This window comes from Mycobacterium gordonae, assembly GCF_002101675.1.
Classification (GTDB): Bacteria; Actinomycetota; Actinomycetes; order Mycobacteriales; family Mycobacteriaceae; genus Mycobacterium; species Mycobacterium gordonae.
The window spans coordinates 17,563-40,930 of sequence record NZ_LQOY01000152.1; the positions used below are offsets into that span (position 1 = coordinate 17,563).

General features: G+C 65.1%; 21 protein-coding genes. 11 read left to right on the forward strand and 10 right to left on the reverse strand.

Going from position 1 to position 23,368, the window contains the following annotated elements:
• Positions 1–2: 2 nt before the first annotated feature.
• Positions 3–1,394: an NAD(P)-binding protein gene (locus AWC08_RS21240; RefSeq protein ID WP_069432677.1), complete on the reverse strand. Its 1,392-nt coding sequence runs from the start codon at positions 1,392–1,394 to the stop codon at positions 3–5.
• A gap of 73 nt (positions 1,395–1,467) precedes the next feature.
• On the opposite strand from AWC08_RS21240, the gene AWC08_RS21245 reads away from it, so the two are divergent.
• From AWC08_RS21245 to AWC08_RS21280, 8 genes are read left to right on the forward strand one after another with little or no spacing between them, the layout of a single operon-like run.
• Positions 1,468–2,295: an enoyl-CoA hydratase/isomerase family protein gene (locus AWC08_RS21245; protein WP_065137299.1), complete on the forward strand. Its 828-nt coding sequence runs from the start codon at positions 1,468–1,470 to the stop codon at positions 2,293–2,295.
• A 20-nt stretch (positions 2,296–2,315) separates the two neighbouring features.
• The gene (locus AWC08_RS21250) at positions 2,316–3,191 is read left to right on the forward strand and encodes an alpha/beta hydrolase fold domain-containing protein (RefSeq protein WP_232007726.1); all 876 of its coding nucleotides are present in this window, start codon (positions 2,316–2,318) and stop codon (positions 3,189–3,191) included.
• Between the two features lie 6 nt (positions 3,192–3,197).
• Entirely contained in the window at positions 3,198–4,217 is a 1,020-nt protein-coding gene (locus AWC08_RS21255) for a zinc-dependent alcohol dehydrogenase family protein (protein ID WP_083270985.1), read from the forward strand.
• On the forward strand, positions 4,214–5,854 hold the full coding sequence (locus AWC08_RS21260) for a tetratricopeptide repeat protein (RefSeq protein ID WP_069432675.1): 1,641 nt from the start codon (positions 4,214–4,216) through the stop codon (positions 5,852–5,854). Before AWC08_RS21255 ends, AWC08_RS21260 begins: the two co-directional genes overlap by 4 nt.
• A gap of 3 nt (positions 5,855–5,857) precedes the next feature.
• Positions 5,858–6,730 (forward strand): glyoxalase III HchA, encoded by an 873-nt coding sequence (hchA, locus tag AWC08_RS21265; RefSeq protein WP_069432674.1) that lies wholly within the window; start codon positions 5,858–5,860, stop codon positions 6,728–6,730.
• Between the two features lie 24 nt (positions 6,731–6,754).
• Positions 6,755–7,273, forward strand: a complete 519-nt coding sequence (locus AWC08_RS21270; protein WP_232007725.1) for a cupin domain-containing protein — start codon at positions 6,755–6,757, stop codon at positions 7,271–7,273.
• Between the two features lie 28 nt (positions 7,274–7,301).
• A complete protein-coding gene (locus AWC08_RS21275) occupies positions 7,302–7,691 on the forward strand; it encodes a DUF1801 domain-containing protein (protein ID WP_069432673.1) in 390 nt (129 codons plus the stop codon).
• Positions 7,688–8,554, forward strand: coding sequence for a hypothetical protein (locus AWC08_RS21280; protein ID WP_069432672.1), 867 nt, complete (start codon positions 7,688–7,690; stop codon positions 8,552–8,554). The genes AWC08_RS21275 and AWC08_RS21280 overlap by 4 nt, the downstream gene beginning before the upstream one ends.
• A gap of 82 nt (positions 8,555–8,636) precedes the next feature.
• Here the strand turns inward: AWC08_RS21280 and AWC08_RS21285 are convergent, their stop codons facing one another.
• The 7 genes from AWC08_RS21285 to AWC08_RS21315 all read right to left on the reverse strand — a co-directional run bounded on the left by AWC08_RS21285 (position 8,637) and on the right by AWC08_RS21315 (position 18,997).
• Entirely contained in the window at positions 8,637–11,552 is a 2,916-nt protein-coding gene (locus AWC08_RS21285) for an MMPL/RND family transporter (RefSeq protein ID WP_069432671.1), read from the reverse strand.
• Positions 11,549–11,977: an MmpS family transport accessory protein gene (locus tag AWC08_RS21290; protein ID WP_065137292.1), complete on the reverse strand. Its 429-nt coding sequence runs from the start codon at positions 11,975–11,977 to the stop codon at positions 11,549–11,551. Before AWC08_RS21290 ends, AWC08_RS21285 begins: the two co-directional genes overlap by 4 nt.
• 243 nt (positions 11,978–12,220) lie before the next feature.
• Positions 12,221–12,829, reverse strand: a complete 609-nt coding sequence (locus AWC08_RS21295; RefSeq protein WP_069432670.1) for a TetR family transcriptional regulator — start codon at positions 12,827–12,829, stop codon at positions 12,221–12,223.
• A 61-nt stretch (positions 12,830–12,890) separates the two neighbouring features.
• Positions 12,891–14,039 carry an AAA family ATPase gene (locus AWC08_RS21300; protein WP_069432669.1) on the reverse strand — a complete coding sequence of 383 codons (1,149 nt, stop codon included), beginning with the start codon at positions 14,037–14,039 and terminating at the stop codon, positions 12,891–12,893.
• A 68-nt stretch (positions 14,040–14,107) separates the two neighbouring features.
• Entirely contained in the window at positions 14,108–15,760 is a 1,653-nt protein-coding gene (locus tag AWC08_RS21305; protein ID WP_069432668.1) for a PecA family PE domain-processing aspartic protease, read from the reverse strand.
• Positions 15,761–16,011: 251 nt separating this feature from the next.
• Positions 16,012–17,433, reverse strand: coding sequence for a Re/Si-specific NAD(P)(+) transhydrogenase subunit beta (gene pntB / locus AWC08_RS21310; protein WP_065137469.1), 1,422 nt, complete (start codon positions 17,431–17,433; stop codon positions 16,012–16,014).
• A gap of 28 nt (positions 17,434–17,461) precedes the next feature.
• Positions 17,462–18,997: a Re/Si-specific NAD(P)(+) transhydrogenase subunit alpha gene (locus AWC08_RS21315; protein ID WP_069432667.1), complete on the reverse strand. Its 1,536-nt coding sequence runs from the start codon at positions 18,995–18,997 to the stop codon at positions 17,462–17,464.
• Between the two features lie 173 nt (positions 18,998–19,170).
• Here AWC08_RS21315 and AWC08_RS21320 point away from each other — a divergent pair, with 173 nt between their 5' ends.
• Both AWC08_RS21320 and AWC08_RS21325 read left to right on the forward strand, forming a co-directional pair.
• Positions 19,171–20,181 (forward strand): CobW family GTP-binding protein, encoded by a 1,011-nt coding sequence (locus AWC08_RS21320; RefSeq protein WP_069432714.1) that lies wholly within the window; start codon positions 19,171–19,173, stop codon positions 20,179–20,181.
• Positions 20,182–20,217: 36 nt separating this feature from the next.
• On the forward strand, positions 20,218–21,045 hold the full coding sequence (locus AWC08_RS21325) for an acyl-CoA thioesterase (RefSeq protein WP_069432666.1): 828 nt from the start codon (positions 20,218–20,220) through the stop codon (positions 21,043–21,045).
• Here AWC08_RS21325 and AWC08_RS21330 read toward each other — a convergent pair.
• Together AWC08_RS21330 and AWC08_RS21335 are read right to left on the reverse strand one after the other, a co-directional pair.
• Positions 21,042–21,953 carry a sensor histidine kinase gene (locus tag AWC08_RS21330; protein WP_069432665.1) on the reverse strand — a complete coding sequence of 304 codons (912 nt, stop codon included), beginning with the start codon at positions 21,951–21,953 and terminating at the stop codon, positions 21,042–21,044. The two genes, AWC08_RS21325 and AWC08_RS21330, sit on opposite strands and share 4 nt — an antisense overlap.
• Positions 21,954–22,859, reverse strand: coding sequence for a hypothetical protein (locus AWC08_RS21335; protein WP_065137465.1), 906 nt, complete (start codon positions 22,857–22,859; stop codon positions 21,954–21,956).
• Positions 22,860–22,930: 71 nt separating this feature from the next.
• Between AWC08_RS21335 and AWC08_RS21340 the strand changes: the two genes are divergently transcribed.
• Entirely contained in the window at positions 22,931–23,296 is a 366-nt protein-coding gene (locus AWC08_RS21340) for a hypothetical protein (RefSeq protein WP_142283713.1), read from the forward strand.
• Positions 23,297–23,368: the final 72 nt, after the last annotated feature.

A 23,368-nucleotide genomic window follows, 5' to 3' on the forward strand; every position in this document is an offset into this window, starting at 1 on the left:
TCTCATGCTTCACTGAGCAGCTTTTCCAGCTGCTCGCTGGCCGCGTCCAGCTTCTTCTGGAACATCGACACGACCCGATCGCGTACCCGCGGCTTGTGCGACAACGGCGGCAGCAGCTCGGCCAGCAGATTCAACCGCGCTGAACTCAGCCAATCTGTCAGGTCTGGGTCATCGAGCCACCGCGCGAAATTGCGGAGGTCCGAGTGGGTCAGGCGCAGCCAGTCGATATCGCGGTCGGGGTGCGGAATCGGTTGACAGAGCTCGTTTTTCAGTGTGTCTCCGTCGTAGGCGAACTCCACGTGGGCGATGAACGCGGCGCTGAACACCTGCTGGCAGCCGCGCACGGCCTGCAGGGTGAGTTGGCCGCCGTCGAAGACCGGCGTAGCGGGGCGTTCGGGTGCACCGTCGGCGGTGCAGTCGATGTAGAGGGCCGACGGCTCGGACGCGACGGACCCTTCGTCCAGCACGATCGTGGTGGGCTCGAGGCGTTGGACGTGACCCAGCCTGACCACATCCTCGATGCGGCGCAGCTGCTCGAACTCGGGCTGTGACACCGTCGCGCAGCGATACATCCGGGGCCGGACCGAAGGGTCCAGGCGAAGCAACGCGCCACCCGCTTCCAAGCGGTCGAACAGGTCGTCGATCGACGTGGCGGCCTCGATCGCTTCGAGGGTCGCGCCATAGTTGTCGCGGAACCGTTTGATGAAACTGGGGCCGGGTTGCAGCGTCACCCGGTCCATCAGCCAGGAGTCCCGCGGTTTGATCCAGGTGAGGCGGCCGGCATCGACGCCTTGTCGCAATAGCCACAAGCACACATCCATGCCGGTCTTGCCTGCGCCGACGATCACGTACCGGTCCCGCGCGCCGAACTTGGGCAGGTCGTTCGGGGGAATGCAGTCGATGCCAGGGGCGACGGCATAGGGTGCCGGCCGCATCGACGGCACGATGGCGCGCAGATAGGTGGCGTCGACGACTCGTCGCCGGACGTTGACGTCGTACTCAGCGCCGGCCAGGGTGCGAAAGCGCCCGTCCCCGAGATACTCCGACATCGGGAAGTACTCGACGCGGCCCGTGGGCAGGAACTGTTGCTGCATCACGGCGTCGAAATAGGCGCACACCTCGCCGACCGGGGCCAGTTCGTTCAAACCCTGATTCCAGCCCACCACATCGATGGTGTTGTTGCCGAGAGCCCTCGAATTCACGCCGTAGTACGCCGAAGGCTGGTGCAGGCGGACGAACGGGTATGCGGTGGTCCAGTGTCCACCCGGTTGGTGCGCCCGGTCGACGATGACGACCCGGGCCTGAGATTCGGTGATGACGGTGTCGGTGAACGCCATGCCCATGGCGCCTGCACCGATGACGAGGTAGTCGGTGTCCAAAGTGTGGACACTCATTGCGGCTGCTCTCTCATGCGCCCACGATAGTGCCTGCGAAATGGTCGCTGATCAACCCGGTAAGTTCGCTGGGATGGGAGCCGATCTCACCGTCGCTATCGCCGATGGTGTCGCACTGCTCACCCTCAACCGGCCGGCGCGGCGCAACGCCTACACCGCGCAGCTCGGCGCGTTACTCAACCAGGCCTACCGCGCCTGCGACGACGATGACGACGTGCGGGCGATCGTGCTCACCGGTGCCGGGGAAGCGTTCTGTGTGGGGGCCGACTTCTCCGCGCCGGCAAGTCCTTTCGACTCACCGTCGGGTGATGCCTTCACCGCCTCGCCGACCGATCCCGCGGCATTCGAACTCCGCACCCCGGTGATCGCGGCCGTTAATGGGCACGCCATCGGAATCGGACTGACCATCGCGCTGCAGACCGACATCCGGATCGTGGCCGAAGACGCCAAATACGCTGTGGCACAAGTGCGGAGGGGTGTTATCGGAGACTGCATGTCGCATTGGACGTTGCCGCATCTGGTGGGCGGAGCCGTTGCGGCGGAGTTGCTGCTGACCGGCCGCACTTTCGACGGGCACGAGGCGGTCGCTCTCGGGGTGGCCTCCCGTGCGTTACCCGGACCGCAGGTGCTGGACCACGCGATGACGATCGCGCGTGACATCGCCCGCAACGTGGCACCCATGTCGGCAGCCCTGAGCAAGCGACTGCTCTGGGATGCCATGGGCAGGGGCTATACCCCGCGCCAGGTCGCCGACTTGGAGACGCAGCTGCATCACCGGGTGATGGGCGGGGCGGATGCCCGCGAGGGCGTCGAGGCTTTTCTGCAACGCCGACCGCCGCACTGGACCGCGTCGGTGGCGCGCGAGTGGGAACCGCTGCCCCAGCTGGGGGTTGACCAATGACCAGCTGGAGAAGCCGGGCCATGCCCGCACTGCTTCGCCTGACCGGACGGCATCGGCCGTACGCCAGCGCGGACGCTGCCCGCGCGCATATGCAACAGCGCGCCGCTCACCCACAGCCATTCGGTCCGCCGCCGCGGTTGCGGCCCAAGGTGACGATCACCTTGCAGCATGGATCGAGTTGGCCGATCTACACCTTGACACCGCCCGCGTCGAGGCCCGAGCTCACCGTGATTTATCTGCATGGCGGTGGCTGGGTGAACGAGATCACCAGTCGGCACTGGCAATTGGCGGCGCAGATCGCTCACCAGGCACGCGCTACGGTGATCGTTCCGATTTACCCGCTGCTGCCGTCCGCCACCGCCGCCGACGTCGTACCGGCTGTGGTCGAGATGGCGACTCAGCATGCCGATGTCTATCTGGCAGGCGACTCGGCCGGCGGGCAGATCGCTCTGTCGGCCACGCTGTTGCTGCGCGACGAGCATGGCGTGGTCCTGCCCGGCACGGTGCTGATCTCACCCGCGCTGGACCTGTCGCTGAGCAATCCGGCCATCGCCTCGGTCGAGCCGACTGACCCGTGGTTAGGGCGCGACGCGGTGCAATTCTTCGCCGACCGCTGGCGCGGTGACCTGCCGGTCGATGATCCGCGGGTCAGCCCGCTTGCGGCCGACCTGACCGGACTGGGCCCGTTGACCGTATTCAGCGGCACCCGAGACATTTTGAACCCCGACGCGCGACTGCTGGCCGAAAAGGCCGCAGCCGCGGGCGTCGCCATCGAGTATTACGAGGAGCCGGGACTGCTGCATGTGTTCCCCCTGACTCCCACGCCGGAGGGCCGTGCCGCGCGGCGGATAATCATCGAGCGGATCGGTGGTGGAACCGAATCCACGAGGAGGTAGTCGGCCATGAGCATTCCTGATCGTCAGCAGGCGATGGTGATGAACGGACCCGGCATCGCGCCGGTGGCCGTGGAACGGCCCGTTCCCGAACCCGGCCCGGGACAAGTGCTGGTCAAGGTGAACGCTTCGAGCCTGAACTTCCACGACAACGTCAACCTGATGGGTCTGCTGCCCGGGCCCTGGCCACGGGTGCCGATGAGCGACGGAGCGGGCGAGGTGGTCGCCCTCGGCGCCGGCGTCGAAGATCTGCGCCTCGGACAGCGGGTGATGGGCGCCTTCAACCCGGACTGGCAGGACGGCCCGCCTACCCCGGAGAACAAGCGCGACTTACCGGGCGACAGCTGCGACGGGTGGTTGCAGCAATACCGCGTCGCCAATGCCACCGGGGTGGTGCCGACGCCCGAGCACCTCAGCGACATCGAAGCCGCAACGATTCCGTGCGCCGCGGTGACGGCATGGGCCGCCCTCAAAGAGGCCAACATCGGTGCGGGTGACGTGGTGGTGACGCAGGGCACCGGTGGCGTGTCGCTGTTCGCGGTGCAACTGGCTCACGCATTGGGTGCCACCACCATCCTGACGTCATCGTCCGACGACAAGCTCAAGATCGGATCTGAGTTGGGCGCAACCCATCTCATCAACTACCGCACCACCCCGGGGTGGGATGCGGAGGTGAAAAAGCTCACCGACGGGCGCGGCGCCCACCTGGTCGTCGAGCTCGGTGGACCCGCCACGTTGGCGCAGTCGCTGCATTCGACGCGGATGGCCGGCACCGTCGCGGTGATCGGGGTGCTCAGCGGATTCGACCTGACGCCCATCGCTGTCGCCGAGGTGATGCTGAACAACCTGCGCATCATCGGGATCACCGTCGGCAATGTGCGCACGCACCGGGAAGTGTGCGACGTGATCGCAGGGAATGGGATCAAACCGCACATCAGTCATGTCTTCGGGTGGGAGAAGTTGGACGACGCGCTGCGGGTGATGCGGGCCGGTGAACACGTCGGCAAGATCGCCCTCACCATTCCGTGACCGCCGAGCCGCCGTACTTCGACCTGGGCAGCTACCACCGCCGGGTGGAGACCGTTGCCCCGCAAGCCCAAATCTGGTTCGACCGCGGCATGGTGTGGGCCTATGCGTTCAACCACGAAGAAGCGGTGCGTTGCTTCGAGCGCGCGTTGGAGCACGATCCCGATCTGGCCATGGCGCGGTGGGGCATCGCCTATTCGGTTGGGCCCAACTACAACAAGGCTTGGGAGGCGTTCGATCCGGTTGAGCTGGAGTCGTCGTTGTCCCGTGCCCGCGAGGAACTGGCGATCGCCACTCAGGGCCGGGCCGGCGCCGTCGAACGCGGGCTGATCACCGCTCTACAGGCCCGCTTCCCGTCCGAGGACCTGGATGCCGGGCGCCTTGCCTACGCTGACGCGATGACGGTGCTGGCCGCCGCCCATCCCGACGACATCGACGTACAGGCACTGGCCGCCGACGCGCTCGTCAACGTCACGGCCTGGGCGCTGTGGGATACCGCCACCGGCGCCCCAGCCGAGGGCTCGCGGGTCCTGGAAGCCCGGCGGATTCTCGAGAATGCACTGGCCAAGACGCAGGGCCGTACGCACCCGGGCATCTTGCATCTCTACCTACACACCATGGAGATGTCGTCGACTCCCGAAGTCGCCCTGCCGGCTGCCGATCTGCTGCGTGGTCTGGTCCCCGACGCGGGACACCTGCAACACATGCCGAGCCACATCGACGTGCTGTGCGGTGACTACCGCAGCTCAGTGGATGCCAATACTGCTGCCGTGCAAGCAGATCGACGTTTCGTCGAGCGTGAAGGCCCGCTGAACTTCTATTCGCTGTATCGCGCGCACGATCTGCACTTCATCGTGAATTCGGCGATGTTTCAGGGTCAGTCGCAGATCGCGTTGCGCGCCGCCGACGAGTTGGCCGGCCAGTTGACACCTGAGTTGCTGAGTATCCAGTCCCCGCCGATGGCCGACTGGCTGGAGGCGTTCGCACCGTTGCGAACCCACGTGCTGGTCCGATTCGGCCGGTGGGAGGACCTGATCGCACAATCACATCCAGGTGATCCCCACTTGTATTGCACCACGGCTACAACCATCCACTACGGACGCGGCGTCGCCTTCGCGGCCACCGGGCAACTCTCCCGAGCCCATGCCGAGCGTGCCGCGTTCGCCGAGGCTTACGCGCGGATCCCCGAATCCCGGTATTTGTTCAACAACACCAGCCGCGACATCCTCAGGGTTGCCGAAGCCATGCTCGACGGCGAAATCGCTTATCGTGAAGGTCGTTTCGACGAAGCCTTCGAGCACCTGCGGAGTGCGGTGCGGCTGGACGACGGGTTGCCGTATGACGAGCCGTGGGGCTGGATGCAACCGACCCGGCACGCGTACGGTGCGCTGCTGCTCGAGCAGGGCCACGTCGAGGAGGCCGCCGCGGTGTACGCGGCCGATCTGGGGCTGGATCCCACGTTGGCGCGGTGTTGCCAGCATCCGGGCAACGTGTGGAGTTTGCACGGCTATCACGAGTGTCTGCAACGGCTCGGCCGTACCGCTGAGGCGATGATCGTCGGCCAGCAACTGGGTTTGGCGGCCGCGCGGGCTGACGTGCCGATCCGGGCGTCCTGTGCGTGCCGGCTCGAGGTGTCCTGATCTATGCCCACCGACGCGGAACACCTCAGTAAAGACCCCACGCCCGACGAAGCCGAGGACAACGCGTTCTTCCCCTCGCCGTATTCGCTGAGTCAGTACACCCAGTCCAAGACCGACTTCAACGGTGTAGCGCACCCGGGCGCGTACACCGAGGGCAGGTGGAAGGTGCTGATGATCGCGGCCGAAGAGCGTTATCTCCTGCTGGAGAACCACAAGATGTTCTCCACCGGCAACCACCCCGTCGAGACATTGCTTCCGCTGCACCACCTGATGGAGACGGGTTTCGAGGTCGACGTGGCAACGGTCACCGGTTATCCGGTGAAGTTGGAGTGGTGGGCGATGCCGCGCGAGGACGAGGCCGTGCTGGCCACTTACGAGGCGCTCAAGCCAAAGCTCAAGCAGCCCAGAAAGCTTGCCGACGTCGTTGACAACGACCTCGGGTCCGACTCGGACTATCTCGCCGTGTTCATCCCGGGTGGCCACGGCGCGATGGTCGGCCTGCCCGACAGCCCAGCCGTGGGGGAGGCGCTGGAGTGGGCGCTGAGCAACGACAGGTTCATCGTCACGTTGTGTCACGGCCCGGCGGCGCTGCTGGCGGCTGCGCGGGACAAGCAGGAATCGCCCTTCAAGGGTTACTCGGTGTGCGTCTTCCCTGATGCCCTGGATTCCGGTGCGAACATCGAAATGGGTTACCTGCCAGGCCGATTGACGTGGCTCGTCGCTGAAGAGTTGAGCAGGCAGGGGCTGACCATCCGCAACGACGACATGACCGGCAAGACCCACCAGGACCGCAGGCTGATCACTGGCGACAGCCCGCTGGCCGCGAACGAACTCGGCCGCATCGCCGCTGATGCTCTGCTGCAAGCGGCCCGCTGACAGCGCTGCTCTAATGTTCTGCGCATGACAGAGGAGTCAGCGCGCAACTTCGTATCGCTGCCGGACGGGTCACACGGTCCGTTGTCCGCACCCGCTGGGCGGCTGCTGATCACCGGAGTCGACGCCGTCGGTCGGTCGTGCGCGGCGCAGGACGGTCCGGTGACGCTGAACGGGTTCCCGGGTTTCGAGGGGATCCTGTTCTCGGTGCTCTATGCGACCGAGTCGGCTCCCGCGCTATCCGCTGGGGGCCGCAGCGCCGACATCCTGGACCTGGGGGTCCCGCCGGGCACCGTCAACTGGAAGATCATCGATTACGGTCCCGGAGTAGCCTTTTCGATGCACCACACCGACACCGTCGACCTCGATCTCGTGCTGTCGGGCTCAGTCGACCTGATCCTTGATGACGGGCCGCATCCGTTGCAAGCCGGCGACACCGCTGTCGTGACCGGGGTCGATCACGCGTGGCGCACCGGGCCGGAGGGGTGCCGGCTGTCGGTCATGTCGGTCGGCGTCTCAGCGGAGACCCGCTCAACCGCCATATAGCTGGAACTCGTCGCGGGCGTTTGGCGCTATCGCCGTTACAATCTGGCCTGAAACTGTATCGCATGCTGAGGGGGATGGCGTGGCCGATGACTGGCGTGGCGAGACGCTGGCCCATATCCGGACGCTGATCAAGCAGGCCGACCCGGACGTCGTCGAAGACTGGAAATGGCGCGGTGTACCGGTCTGGTACCACGACGGAATGATCTGCACCGGTGGGACCTACAAGAACGCGGTCAAGGTGACCTTCGCCAAAGGCGCGGCGCTGCACGACCCGACGGGTATGTTCAACGCCAGCCTGGACGGAAACGCGCGTCCCGCCATCGATTTTCACGAAGACGACACCATCGACGATGACGCGTTCCTGGCGCTGGTCCGAGATGCCGTGGCGCACAACCAGTCGAAGAAGGTCGGCAAGTGAGTGGTCAACCGCGAGACATCCGGGAGCTGACCGGCGACGCCGACGCCTACCGCGACGAGTTGTACCGGCGCTGGACGGGCCTGCTCAGTTACCGCTACATCGGACGCAACCATTCGGCAATGAACCTCGGCGAGGTCGACAACACGGTGACCATCCGCCGCGACATGCGCAACGAGGCCGGCGGCATCATGGTTGCCCCGCTCGCCATCGCATCGCCGGAGGGCTGTCAGACCGACATGGTGGCGGTGCCCAACCCGGTGATCGCCTCGGTGCAGATCGTCGACCCCGGCAACGACGTCGCCCGGATCGAGATCGTGGATTCGGGCATTGTCCACCAGGGTCGGACCATGGGTTACGGGCGCTGCAAGATCGTCGATGCCGACAACCCGGAACGGGTGATCGCCTTCAACGAGGGGCAGGGCGCGATCATCGGCATCCCGCCGGAAGGCCTTGACCGGATGGATGTTTCGGGTACCGAGCTGGTCATCGAGGATTCGGCCGACCTACCACCGTTGTGGGCGGCATTCGGGGCTGCCAAGCGAAACGACGGGCACTGGGTGTTGCCCGCGTTGAGTGCCGAGTACGCCTCACCGGATGCCGCGCTGCACATCGGCCCGCAACACGTCGTCCTGGAAACCGCCGCAACCGACCTGGTGGCGGACCTAGTCGGCACCCGCAGGGTGCAGGTGGTCAGCTGGCATGTGATGTTCATGTCACGCGGCAAGGTTGGCCCGTTCCGCGTCGAGGGCACCGCGCACCTTGGCGGCTCCGGACGGGTCGGGGTGCGGATGCTGCTGCACGACGAGGGCAATGCGGATAAGGCGGTGACTTCCGCAGCGGCGGTATTCGACGTGGTCGACTGACCTGTCGACGCGACGCGATCCCGTCGAGTGTGAATCTCACGACGCGACACGCCGGTGAAGTGTCGCCACATCCCACTCGGCGTCAGACCGTGGTCAACGCGTCGTTCTTGGCCTGATCCGCGCTCGGTTTCGGCCAGGGAGACGGTTTCGGGCGCTGCCGGACGCGCTGCGGCCACCAGAACCACTTACCCAGCAGCGCGGCAATCGACGGCGTCATCAGTGATCGGACGATCAGGGTGTCGAACAGCAGACCCAAACCGATGGTCGTGCCGACCTGCCCGATCACGATGAGTTCGCTGACCGCCATCGTCATCATCGTGAAGGCGAAGACCAAGCCCGCCGAGGTGACGACCGACCCGGTGCCGCCCATGGCCCGGATGATGCCGGTGTTCAGGCCGGCATGGATCTCCTCCTTGAACCGGGACACCAGCAGCAGGTTGTAGTCCGCGCCCACCGCGAGCAGGATGATCACCGACATCGCCAGCACCATCCAGTGCAGTTCAATGCCGATCAGGTGTTGCCAGATCAGCACGGAAAGCCCGAAAGATGCCCCCAGCGAGAGCAATACGGTGCCCACGATCACCGCTGAGGCCACCACGCTCCGCGTGAGGATCAGCATGATGATGAAAATCAAACACATGGAGGCGATTCCGGCGATCAGCAGGTCGTAGTTGCTGCCTTCCTGCATGTCCTTGAAGGTGGCGGCGGTCCCACCGAGGAGGATCTTGGAGCCTTCCATCGGCGTGCCTTTGAGCGCCTCGTAGGTGGCCTTCTTGATCGCGTCGATGTGCGAAATGCCTTCTGCGGACATCGGGTCGCCGTCATGGCTGATGATGAACCGCACGGCGTGACCGTCGGGGGAGATGAAGTTCTTCATACCCTTCTTGAACTCTGGGTTGTCGAACGTCTCCGGCGGCAGGTAGAACGAGTCGTCGTTGCGGGATGCGTCGAAAGCCCGGCCCATGGCCGAGGAGTCGCGCTGTGCCCGCTGTTGCTGCTCCAGCAGACCCTTCTGGGTCGAATACATGGTCAGCATCATGGTTTTCATGTTCTTCATGTTCTGGATCATCTCGGGCATCAACGCCACCATCTTGGGCATCAGCGTGTCGAGGTGATCCATCACGGGCATCAGGCTCTGGATGTCGTCGGTCATGGTGTCGACGCCGTCGAGGGCGTCGAACACCGACCGCAACGAGAAGCACACCGGAATGTCGTAGCAGTGCTTCTCCCAGTAGAAGTAGCTACGGATAGGCCGGAAGAAGTCCTCGAAATCGGCCATGTGGTCCCGTAATTCGGCGACGTCGATCGTCATGGCATGCATCTTGCCGACCATCACGTGCATGTCGGCGGCCATCTGCGAGGTGATGCTCTGCATCTGCTCCATGCTGTTGATGGTCGTCTGCATCTCGTCGGACTGCTTGAGCATGTCGGCGATCTGGTCTTCCTGATACTTCTGCGTCATCTGCTGCGAGACGCCCTGCATGCTGATCTGGAATGGGATCGACGTGTGCTCGATCGGCTTGCCCTCGGGCCGGGTGATGGCTTGCACCCGACTGATTCCCGGTACCCGGAAGATCGCCTTGGCGATCTTGTCGATGACCAGGAAGTCGGCCGAGTTGCGCAGATCATGGTCACTTTCGATCATCAGCAACTCGGGATTCATCCGAGCCTTCGAGAAGTGCCGGTCGGCGGCCGCGTAGCCGGCGTTGGCCGGGAGGTCGGCGGGTAGGTAGTTGCGGTCGTTGTAGTTGGTCCGGTAACCCGGCAGTGTGAGCAGGCCGACCAGCGCGATGCCGATTGTCATGACCAGGATCGGTCCGGGCCACCGCACCACGGCGGCACCGATCTTGCGCCAGCCGCGAATTCGCTGCGCGCGCTTGGGTTCCAGCGTCTGGCGGAAGCGGGAGGCCACCGCGATGACCGCGGGTCCGAGCGTCAGGGCCGCGAGGACAACCACGACCATACCGATGGCCAGCGGCACGCCGAGGGTCTGGAAATACGGCAGGTTGGTGAAGTGCAGGCAGAACGTGGCGCCGGCGATGGTCATTCCCGAACCGAGCACGACGTGTGCCGTGCCGTGGAACATGGTGTAGTACGCGTCTTCTCGTGATTCGCCGACCGCCCGGGCTTCCTGATATCGGCCGATGAGGAAGATGGCGTAGTCGGTCGCGGCCGCAATGGCCAACGTGACCAACAGGTTTGTGGCGAATGTGGAGAGGCCGATGATCTCGTGGTAGCCGAGGAAGGCGACCACGCCCCGGGCGGCGGCCAGCTCGAACACCACCATGCCCAGCGTGAGCAGCACCGTGACGATGGACCGGTAAACCAACAGCAGCATCGCGATGATCACGACGAACGTCGCCATGGTGATCAGCTGCAGGCTGCGGTCACCGGCCAGGTGCTGGTCGGCTTCCAGGGCTGAGGGTCCGGTGACGTAGGCCTTCACCCCGTTGGGCGGCTTTGCGCTGTCGACGATGTGCTGAACAGCCTCAACCGAGTCGTTGGCCTTCGTCTCACCCATGTTGCCGACGAGATAGACCTGGACGTAGGCGGCTTTGCCGTCGTTACTTTGCGCGCCGGCCCCGGTGAGCGGGTCGCTCCAGAAGTCCTGGACGTGCTCGACATGCTGTTTGTCGGCCTCGAGCTTGCGGACGATCTGGTCGTAGTACGCGTGCGCGTCAGCACCCAGCGCGTTCTGGCCCTCCAGCACGATCATCACCGAGCTGTTGGACTTGTATTCCTTGAACACCTCACCGACACGCTTGGTGGCGATCACCGACTGTGCGTCGTCGGGGCTCATCGAGACCGAGCGCATCTTGCCGACCTCGTCGAGTTGCGGCACCACCGTGTTGAGGATCGCGATCAGCGCGATCCACCCGATGATGACGGGAACGGCGAATTTCCGCAGGAAACGCGGAATCGCAGGACGCGCAGCGTGTCTCGGGATGGGCGCAGTGTCGGCGTTGTCTGGCCGGCTGTCTTCGAGGGTCGTGCTCATGCTGATTTCACCAGGCAGGAGGTCAGGGCGTGCACGCCGTTGGAAATTTTCTCGTCCTTGACTTCGTCGTCGACGGTGATGCGGCAGCCGAGGTAATCGCCGTCGCTCTGCGCCGAGATGTTGGGAAACACTGACGGGGCGGTGGTGCTCAGGACCAGGGTCCAGGGCAGCGGCGCGTCATCGAGGCGCCGCGGCTCCGCGCTGAGGTCCAGGTAGTTCACGTTGGCGCTGGCCGCGGACCCGAAGATCTCGTACTTGACGACCTTGGGCTTGAACGGCTTGGAGTCGTCGACTTTGGGGCTGGTCAACGTGTCCGCGTTCTCCGCGGTGAAAAACGACTTGACCCGGTGCACGGTGAACCCGCCGATCGCCACCACGGCCACGATCAACAGCGGCAACCAGGCGTTACGCACCAACTTCGCCATCTGCACCTACGCGATCCCTTCCCGGCTAGGCGATCCGATCTGCTGATTCGAGTTTGGTTGCGCTGCAGAACGTTCGAGCACCAGCCGGTTCGACGGCGTCCCTTGCAGCCCGAAACGGCCCGACGTGACGTGGGCGGATGTCTCGATACACCGAGGCATCGCCGAGTTCCGCCGCCGGACCATGGATACATAATCTGCACTTTTTGCAGATCATGCAAGTTTATGTGTTTCTGGTCACGCCGTTCACTTGGTGAAAATGCTGTTGACCAGCGCGGCGGCCCGCTCGACGTAGGGCATCGGCGTGTCGTCGGCGTCCCCGGGTTCGCCACTGGACCAGCGCTCGATGCCCGAACGCACGGCCGTCAAAGCCAACGCGGAGATCAGCGCAGGAATTTCGTCGTCGGACGGCAGGCACTGGCGTTTGGCGACGATGTCGGTCAGCTGGCTTTGGAAGCGCTCCAGCTCGGCGAGGAATGACGCCAGTACCGCGGGGGTGGTCTTGGCCAGGTCAAGCATGCACACGGCCTGCTCGCGCTGTGGTGGCATGTCGCGCAGGTGGTGTGCGGCCAGCGTGATCAGATCCGCCAGGACCACTGATAACGGCGCGGGACCTGCGGCGACGAACTCCTCGGCCAACTCGGCCGGCAGGTCGGAGGGGCCGTAGGCGATGGCCGCCTCTTTGTTGGGGAAGTAGTTGAAGAACGTGCGGGTCGAGATGCCCGCCTGCACGCAGATTTCTTCGATGGTGACCTTGTCCCATCCGCCTGCTTGCGCCAGGCGCACGGCGGCTCCGCGGATGTCCGCGCTGGTCTGGCGGCGGCGACGCTCGCGCAGGCCCATGTGATTCGCCATATGCACATATTTGCACAAACTGCACACATTGCACGCAAATCGAGCTGGTCGCGACCATGGGTCAGCGTTTGCCCCAGTCCCACGGTGGCGTCGTCAGCAAACTCTGTCCGGTGATCCGAGTCTCGCCGAAATCCTTATACAGCTCGATCTCCGTCGCGTCGTCAAGGAGCTCTCGCAGCGGATTCGAATGGGTCACCACGACAACCTGGGTGTGCTCGGCCGCAACCCGGATCAGTGCGGCCAACGGCCCGACGAGGCTGGGGTGCAGCGAGGTCTCCGGCTCGTTGAGCACCATCAGCGAAGGTCGTTGCGGACTGAGCAGAGCGGCCGCCCACAACAGGAATCGCAGTGTGCCGTCCGATAATTCGGCGGCGCGCAGCGGGCGGAGCATGCCGCGCTGCTGCAGTTGCAGATCGAACAGGCCGTTGCTGACGTCCACGGTCAGGGTGGCGCCATCGAACGCGTCCGCAACAATCCGGCTCAAGTCGTCGAATCCCGCTTCGATGATCGTCTGGATCGCCGCGGCCAGGTCGCTGCCGTCGTCGGAGAGCACCGGAGTGCGGGTGCCCACCTGCGGTTGCCGGGCCGGCGCGGCGGCATCGACACGGAAGCCGTCGTAGAACCGCCATCCGCGGAGTCGTTCGCGCACCGCCGCGAGCTCTGGAAGAGCTTGCGGGTGAGCGTATTCGGTGAGCACACTGCGGTAGGGCGGCAGTGTCCGGCACAGCTCGTCGAACCCGGAGTCGCTGCTGACTTCGGCGAAGTCGCGGGTTCGGCGCACCAGAGTGGTGGCGCGCCGCAGCACCGGGCCGGCGAAGATGGCCTCGCGCTTGATTTCCGGGTCGCGGGAGAATGCCGAGCGGAAGCCTGCCATCTGCGGTATCCCGAGATCGACGAGATAGCCGAAATCCTCTGCGGCAAAACCGAGTTCGAGTGAGAGCGGCCGGGTGCGGGCGGTGCCCTGGGCTTTGCCTTCGCGGCGGGCGCCGCCGAGTTGCTCGGGACCGGCCCACAGCACAGATTCGAGCCCACCTTCGCGGGCCAGCGATCCGATGACTTCACCCCGCCCGCAATCGGCCAAGAGCCGGAGCGCGCGGTACACCGACGACTTGCCGGTGCCGTTGGCTCCGGTGACGACGGACAGCCGGCCCAGTGGCAGCACGATGTCGCGCAGCGAGCGGTACCCGCGCACGGCGATCGTCTGCAGCATGGAGGCGACTTTAGCGGCGGGCGATGACAGCCATCGCAGTGCCGCAGAGCAATTGAGTGGGACGCGACTTAAGGAATAAAGACCGTACTTCCGCCGGGCACGGTGTAGTCAATGTAGATAGGTCGCTGCGAGAAGGGCAGGTACCCGGTGTTCATGAGGCCTGAGGAAATGACCGTCGGATGGTAATCGGTAGAGTCGAACTGGTACAGCTTCTGGCCACCGGACTCGGCGGTGTAGAACTCGTAAGTACCCGCTGGCAGGCTCGATGCGCCGCCAATTACCGCTGAAGGCATTGTTCCGAACACGCCGCCGGAGTCGATTATCGACGGCACTGGAATGCGAGTTACACCGCCATTGGTCGACATGTACAGGGTGGTGATGGGGGATCCGCCGGGAACAGTGATATTGGTCGGGTCCGCCAACGAATTGGGGCCGAATTGCAATTGCTGTGCAGGCATATTGACGAGCACGCCCTGGTTTAGGGATCCCGGCAGTGCCGCGTTCGGAATGCTCGGCCCCGGACCAACCGCGTTCGGGCCTATGCCAAGCACCCCGTCCACACCGGCCGTCGCGAAGTACGCGTCGAACGGCGTGACAAACGGGTTCTTCAGGAATTCGGTGAAGTACGCCGAGATGGCAAACGGCGAAGTAGGAAGCGAGAACAGGACGACGTTGACTGCGGTGGGCGCCGTAACAAGGCCGTTGCCGAAGTCGACCGAGGTGGGGTACGTGGCGTAGAGGTAGGTCAGGCCGCCACTGTAGGCGCTGAGGTTGATGCCGTGCGGGATGCCCAGCTTGAGCAGTCCGGGCAGGCCGCCGATGTCCTTGATCTGCATGACCAGGCCGGCGGATCCGGTGTCGACGAGAATCGGGCCGCTCGTGGCCCCGTTGACCGAGAGGTTTATTACCGGTTCGGTGGTCATGATTGTCGGCATGGAGATCGTCCTGCCGTCCCAGCCAGCGCCGCTGAAGCCCTGACCGCCCCAGATCATGCCGCCGTGGCCGCCGGTGCCGCCATAACCCAGCCAGCCGGTATTTCCGAGGCCGCCGGCGCCGCCATAGCCGCCATTGCCCAGCAGATAGGCGACGCCTCCGGCGCCACCGTTACCGCCGGTACCCGCGGGGTTCGCACCGCCTGAGCCGCCCCAGCCAGCGTTGCCGAACAACCAGCCGCCGTTGCCGCCTGCCCCGCCGACTCCACCGTTGGCACCCGCGCCGCCGGCACCGCCGTTGCCGATAAAGCCGGCCGAACCGCCCGCTCCGCCGGCCCCAGAAACGGTCTGCGAATACCCGTTGCCCCCGTTACCCCACAACAACCCACCCGCCCCGCCGTTGGGCGACGCAGCGGTACCGGCCGCCCCGTCACCAATCAGCGGTCGGCCCAGGAGTAGTTGCGTAGGGGTATTGATGATTCCGAGTACCGGGTCCAGCACGGATGCCGCCGTCGCCTCAGCCGAGGCATACGACCCGGCCGAACTACCCAGCAACAACACGAACTGCTGCTGGAACGCGCTTAGCTGGCTGTTCAGCGCCTGGTATTCCTCACCGAACCCGGCGAACAACGTCGCGATCGCGGTCGAGACCTCGTCGGCCGCGGCGGCCGCAACCCCGGTAGTCGGCAGGGCTGCGGCCGCATTGGCCGCGCTCAGCGCCGAACCGATGTTCTCCAGGTCCGCTGCCGCCGACGTGACCCAGTCAGGAGCCACGGCTAGAAACGACACGTCGCCCCCTAAGCGTCAGTCACCGGTATGTGCGCCAAGCGTATCGAGTTCTCGGCCCCGCATCGGGGCTTTTGACGCACCGGTTCGTCATCACATCGAATACTCACACGGATGGGCCGACGCCGCAGCGCCAACGCAGTCTTTCCTGCGCGATGGCTGTGGTGGTTGTGCTTTGTCGGCAAACCGCGCCGCAGGGCCAATCTCGGCGCCGAAAGCCCGAAAGCCCGAAACGCCGAAACGCCGCCGCGGTGCTACAGGGCGGCGAGGATCGCCTCCACGCGGTCGCGCGCATCGCCGAACAGCATCGCGGTGTTCTCCCGGAAGAACAGCGGATTCTGCACGCCGGCGTAGCCGGAGGCCATCGATCGTTTGAAGACAATCACGTTGTCGGCGTCCCAGACGGTGAGAACCGGCATGCCGGCGATGGGGCTGCCGGGGTCTTCGGCGGCCGCCGGGTTGACGGTGTCGTTGGCGCCGATGACCAGGACCACGGCGGTGTCGGAGAAGTCGTCGTTGATCTCGTCCATCTCCAGCACGATGTCGTAGGGCACCTTCGCCTCGGCCAGCAGCACGTTCATGTGGCCGGGCAGACGGCCCGCCACCGGGTGAATGCCGAACCGGACGTTGACGCCACGAGCGCGCAGCTTGCGGGTCAGATCCGCGACGGCGTTCTGGGCCTGAGCGACAGCCATGCCGTACCCCGGGGTGATGATCACCGAATCGGCCGAACCGAGCATCTCGGCAGCGCCCTCGGCTGTGATCTCCCGGTGCTCGCCATAGTCCTTGTCATCGGCCGGGCCCGCCTCGATGCCGAAGCCGCCGGCGATCACCGAGATGAACGAGCGGTTCATCGCCTTGCACATGATGTAGGACAGGTACGCACCGGAGGACCCAACCAAAGCACCGGTGATGATCAGCAGGTCGTTGCTGAGCAGGAAGCCGGATGCGGCCGCGGCCCACCCCGAGTAGCTGTTCAGCATCGAGACCACGACGGGCATGTCGCCGCCGCCGATGGAGGCGACCAGATGCCAGCCGAGCAGCAGGGCGAGCGCGGTCACCGCGGCGAGCAGCCAGATCGTCGGGTTGATCACGAACCACACCGTCAGTGCGGCGAAGAGCACCAGCGCCCCGACGTTGAGGAAGTTCTTGCCCGGCAGCATCATCGGTGCGGACTTGATCCGTGCCGAGAGCTTGAGGTTGGCCACGATCGAACCGGTGAAGGTCACGGCGCCGATGAAGACGCCGATGACGACCTCGGCCGAGTGGATTCCACCCAGGCCCTCCGCGCGCAGGGTGGCAGCCTCGGCGCCGCCGGGATTGTGCTCGACGAACAGGTAACCGTTCCAGCCGACCAGCACGGCGGCCAGACCGACGAACGAGTGCAGCAGCGCGATCAGCTCGGGCATGCCGGTCATTTCGACCACCCGGGCGCGCCACAAGCCGATTGCGGCGCCGACCGCCACGGCGCCGACCAGCAGCGCCACTCCCAGCGACTCGATGTGTCCGTTGATGGCCAGCGCGATGGTCGCGACCAGCGCGACGGCCATCCCGAAGATGCCGAATGTGTTTCCGGCCCGCGATGTTTCGTGCTTGGACAGCCCGGCCAGCGCCAGGATGAACAGCAGGGCCGCGACGACGTATGCCGCTTTGGCGGCGGTTTCTATCGTGAACAAGGGACGATCCTTTGATTGGGGCGCAGGCTCAGCTGCGGGAGAACATGGCCAGCATGCGTCGCGTCACCGCGAAGCCGCCGAAGATGTTGATGCTGGCCAGCAGGATCGCCGCACAGGACACCACGGTGATCGGGAGGTTCTCTTTTCCGATCTGCAGCAGGGCGCCCAGCACGATGATTCCGGAGATCGCATTGGTCACCGACATCAGCGGGGTGTGCAGGGCGTGATGGACATGACCGATCACGTAGTAGCCGATCACGATGGCCAGCGCGAACACCGTGAGATGCACCTGGAGAGCAGCCGGTGAGAGCGCGATGAGACCGAACAGCACCGCGGCGGCGACCAGTGTGGTCGTCAGCCGTCGTTTGTTGGACATCGGCTGCTTGGCGTGGGACTCCTTGACCGGCGTGGCGGCGGCCGCGACAGCCGGCGCCGCCGAGACCTGTACGGGCGGCGGGGGCCACGTCGACTCGCCGTCCCGGACGACGGTCATGGACCGCTGCACCACGTCGTCGAAGTCGAGGACGAGTTGACCGTCCTTCTCCGGAGTCATCAGCTTCAGCAGATTGACCAGGTTGGTGCCGTACAGCTGGGAGGACTGGGCGGGTAGGCGTCCGGCCAGGTCGGTGTAGCCGATGATGGTCACGTCGTTGTCGGTGACGACGAGCTGGTCTTTGACCGTGCCCTCGACGTTGCCGCCGTTCGCGGCGGCCATGTCGACGATGACACTGCCGGGGGTCATCGCGGCGACCATGTCCGCGGTGATGATCCGCGGCGCCGGCTTGCCGGGGATCAGAGCGGTGGTGATGATGATGTCGACGTCCTGGCACTGCTCGGCGTACAGCTGCGCTTCCCGTGCCTTGTAGTCGTCGCTCATCTCCTTGGCGTATCCGGTGGCGGAAACCTCGGTTTCGCTGTCGTCAACCGAAATGTATTCGCCGCCAAGTGATTTGACTTGATCCGCAACCTCTGGGCGCGGGTCGGTGGCACGCACGATGGCGCCCAGGCTGCCCGCCGCCCCGATCGCGGAAAGGCCGGCCACACCCGCGCCCACGACGAGGACCTTGGCGGGCGGCACCTTGCCGGCTGCGGTCACCTGGCCGGTGAAGAACCGGCCGAAGGCGTGCGCCGCCTCGATCACCGCGCGGTATCCGGCGATGTTGGCCATGGACGACAGGACGTCCAGCGACTGGGCCCGCGAGATGCGGGGCACCGCGTCCATGGCCAGCGCGGTGATCTTGCGGGCGGCCAGTTTCTCGACAAGTTCGGGGTGCAGGCCGGGGGAGATGAGGCTGACCAGGGTCGCACCGTCGCGCAGGGCGGCGATCTCGTCGTCGTTCGGGGCGTTCACCTTCAAAACGATGTCGGCGGTCCACGCCTGCTCGGCGGACCCGATGTCGGCACCTGACTCGACGTATGCGCCATCCAGGAAGCTCGCGGCGGTCCCGGCCTCGGATTCGACGACCACCGAGTAGCCGAGCTTGATGAGTTGCCCGACGGTCTGCGGCGTGGCGGCAACACGCGTCTCACCGGGGAGAGACTCGCGTGGTATTCCGATGATCACTTGCTTAAAGTCCGTTCGGTTGGTTGAGCGCCTTCGGGGAGCGCGTCTGCGTTCACAAATCGCAGCAAAGCCTACGGCACTAGTAGTCAAACCTAAGAAAACGGCTAGGACGAACGGGGCCCCTGCGCTCCGGCTAGCCTGGCATGACCTGGTGCCGACGTCGGGAGAGGATGTTGTCTGCGATACCTGTGATCGCGCTCACTGGGCATCTCGGCGCTGGCAAAACGACTTTGCTCAATCACCTCCTGCGGAGCCCGGGTACCCGAATTGGAGTCGTGGTCAACGACTTCGGTGAACTCAACGTCGACGCTGGGCTGGTGGCCGGCCAGATCGACGAGCCGGCCTCGATCGCTGGAGGCTGCATCTGCTGCCTGCCCGACGAGGGTGGGTTGGACGACGCGATTGCCAAGCTGGCGGATCCCGCTCGTCGCCTCGACGCCATCATCGTCGAGGCCAGTGGGCTGGCCGATCCGGTCTCGATCGCGCGGATCATCGGCTTCAGCAAGTTGTCCGGGGTCCGAAGCGGCGGTCTGGTCGATGTCGTGGACGCTGTCAACCACTTTGACACCGTCGACCGCAGCGAACTGCCCCCGGTGCGCTACGGCGTGGCATCGCTGGTGGTGGTGAACAAGCTCGACCAGATTCCAGAGGATGAGCGTCCGGTTGTGCTGCAACGCGTCAAAGAGCGGGTGGCGCAACGGAACTCGCGGGTCGAGGTGGTGGGCACCACGGGTGGCCGGATCGATCCCGCCTTGCTGTTCGACCCGTTGGACTCACCCGAGGAAGTCGGACAGCTCTCGTTTCGGGAGTTGTTGTTCGACGCGCAAACCCACGACCACGTTCACGCCGATGCCGTCACCGTCACAAGTACCGGTGGTGTCGACCCGGACGCCCTATTTGACCTGCTCGAGGAGCCTCCACCTGGCGTTTTTCGGCTGAAAGGCATGGTGGCGGTCCGGCAGGCGCGGTCCACCCGAACCTATGTCGTCAATCTGGTCGGCAGTGCCATCCATATTGCGAAGGCACCGCCGCGGGCCGTCGGGAATGCTCTGGTGGCGATCGGCATGCATCTTGAGGTCGCCGCCGTTCGCGCCGAACTGGTCCGGGCATTGCAGCCCGTCACCGCCCCGGCTTCGGCGGCGGCCCTGCGGCGGCTGCAGCGATACGGTCGGCTCAGCTGCTGAGCCCGGCCGAGAAGTGATCGGGCAAGATACGGTGCGATGTCATCCTCTCTCGTCGACGTGCTTGCCACCATGGAGCTCGACCGCGTCGAACCGTGGCTCTTCGCCGGGCGGCAACTGCCCGCCCCGCACAACCACATCCTCGGTGGGCACATCTCGGCTCAGGCGTTGTTGGCGGCGTCGTACACCGCGCCCGGCCGCGCCCCGCACAGCGTGCACACGTATTTTCTGCGCTCCGGTGACGCCCGCCGCCCAGTGGACTTCGAGGTCGTGAATCTACAAGAGGGAAGGACATTTTCAGCGCGTCGGGTGACCGCGCGCCAGGGCGGCAAGATTTTGATGGAGGCGATGTCGTCGTTCAAGATTGCCGATCCGGTTGCCGCTGCGGTCGTTTACCAGCCGCCGGTCCCGACAGCGCCCGCGCCGGAGACCTTGCCCTGGGTGGCACCGCACCTCGCCGAGTCCGACGAGAGTACGCAGGGGCGGTGGGCGAGCCTGCGCTGGTTCGAGCGCCGCGTCATCGACAGCGAGAGTGAGCCTCCGGCAAGGTCGGCGATGTGGTGGCGGCCGGACGGTGAGGTGCCCGACGATCCGGTGCTCACGGCGAGCCTGATCGCCTACCTGTCAGCGGTGACGTTGACAGAGCCGGCCTTTGCCGCACACGGGGGAGTTGGTGAATCCTCGCAGCGCGACCACTCGGTATGGTTTCACTCACCCGCTGTCCTGTCGGATTGGCTTCTGTTCCAACGGTCTTCGCCCAGCAGCGCCGATTCCCTCGCGCTGGCGAGCGGCACGATGTTCAACCGCAACGGGGACTTGGTATGCACGGTATGCCAGGAGATGTACTTTCCGCCGCCGCGCGCTTAGGAAGTCAGAATTGTCACCTGCGCGGGAACATTCTGCACGCTGGTGGTGAACCGATCGAACTCGTCTGTGTTGAGTGCGTCGCCGGAGAGGACAAGGTCGATCTTCGGCATGTTCCCGGCCGCACCGACCCGCACATCGACGACGGGGCGGAAAGTTTCGGCCAGCGTCACAACCTCGTTGGTGATCTGGGTGACGTTGACTGAGCCTTGCCGAAGCGCCCTGACCGATTGCCTTTCGATATGCGCCCGGGTGAGCAACGGCGGCCAGTTCAAGATTTCGGCCCCTGCCGCCAAGAACTCTTCGCACCACAACGTTCCAACTCGACCTGACCAACCAGGCAGTGCCATGGGGTTATCGGTGCGCGAATTGCGCAGTGCGGCTTCGATTAAGGGGCCAAGGACATCGCCGAACACTGCGGCGTATTGCGACTCGACGTCCGCTGCGGGTAACAGCCAGGGCTCCACCGCACGCGTCAGGTCGCCCTCGCCGCCACGTTCGCAGGCCGCAAGGTACTGTCCGACAGCCAGCGGCGCCACGGGGCGGCTGACAACCCCGGCACGTTGGAGGGCGGTGGCGCCCTCCTGCGTATTCCGCCGTGCTTCCACCTCGCGGAGGTCAGTGGAGCACGACGCCACCCGACGATAGTCGGACGCCATCTGGGCCAAGAAAAGCTGAGACGTCATCGCCGGGTTCGCGCGCTCTTGCATCAGCGTTCGCGAGGGCAGCAGGGGCTGGGAGAAACGATCAACGCGGTCCAGCTGACCTTCCCAGGCAAGGGCTGCGGCCGAAACGATGCGAACCATCTCCGATTCCCGTGGGTCGCGCGTCGATGGCGGGTCTTTGACCATTCCGGCGCGCAATCTGCGTACCTCGTCCTGAAGCGTTCGCTGGCTGTGCTCCGGCGTCATTCAGATTCCCAGGATAGTGGCTACCGCGGCGGCGAGATCGGCCAAACCCGTTCTGAGGAAACCGAGTTGGTCTTGCTCGGATTGATACGCTTTGTTAGTCAACGCATCTGACGCGACGCGCAAGACTAGGACGCGTTCACACAGGCCCAACGAGCGCATCGCGGAGGCGATGCCGAATGACTCCATGTCGACGAGGATCGGCTTCGTCGCCATCTGAGAGTGGAGGGCAAGTGCCAGTGAATACGTCCAGTTCTCTTTGGCGAAGACGGGAGCGCCCGATGGCGAGTTCAGCGGCGCGGGTGCGACACCCGGCGAAATCTTGATCACCTTGTCAGTGGCGAGAACATGGGCGTCGCGAACGTCGAGCCCCCACACCGAACCGGGGGCGCCTGCTGACCCGGCTCGCAACTCGATTGCCTCAAGCGGAGCCTGTTCGCTGGGTTGGGTGGGGACGATCCATTTGTTCTGCAGCTGAACGACTTCACCATCTGCGGAGGGAGCCACCACCCCCAAGGACAGGTAGGACACCCGCTCGGCCCGGAATACCTGGCCGACCAGATCAGGATCGACTGTCCCGCAGCACCCGTAGAAGACGTAGTAGTCGGCCCGGTTCTCCCGGGTGGAGCGGCTGAGCGCCGCCGCAGCAACAACATTCCCTTGGGCGCTGAGCGCATGGTGCTCCAGCCTCGCCGTCCGGCCATCAGACAGGCAGCCCTCCAGAGCCTGGTCGCCCGGTTTCGCCGGTGCCCAGACGGTCGGCCCGAAAGCCGGTAGGTCGACGCACAAGCGTGCCAGCAACTCCGTCACGGCCGTCGCTTCGTTCTTGGTGAAGGTGAAAATAGCCACCGTCACATCCGCCACGGCGTCATCGTAAACCCGCGCGAAGGGGTATTTGCCGGTGAACATCTGGGTCTAATCTGGATTCGACAAGCTTCAATAATCCGATCGGCAGCGGAAAGGAAAAGGGGGCGGTCGAATTGGCCATTCGCTCGATAGCTGCGTCGACGCTGGTGCTCGCGGCCTGCGCGGTGCCCTTCGCTCCGACGGCTCAAGCCGACATCCGCATTCTTCCCGTTCCCGAGCTGCCATGCGATCTGCCCGTCTCGAGTGGCTTGATCATCTGGCAGCACGCACCGGGAGTGCCGGACCGTTCACGGTTTGCCAATCCGGCGGACCTCTACAACTGCCGGCCCACACTCGACACCTGGCGCGCCGGGGAGCCGACCGGCCCAGGTTACTGCTCCAAGATCGCCTGGTCGGCAGACAATCCTGGTTACGTCCCGAGCGTCACGCCGGCGGCTCCGTTGAAGAAAGTCATCGACCAGGTGGGTGACTGCTCGTAGCTGCGCCCGTCGGCAGCCATTACCGGCGTCGCCGTTAAGCCGCCGACACCGCGGATCGGGCGCACAGTACCT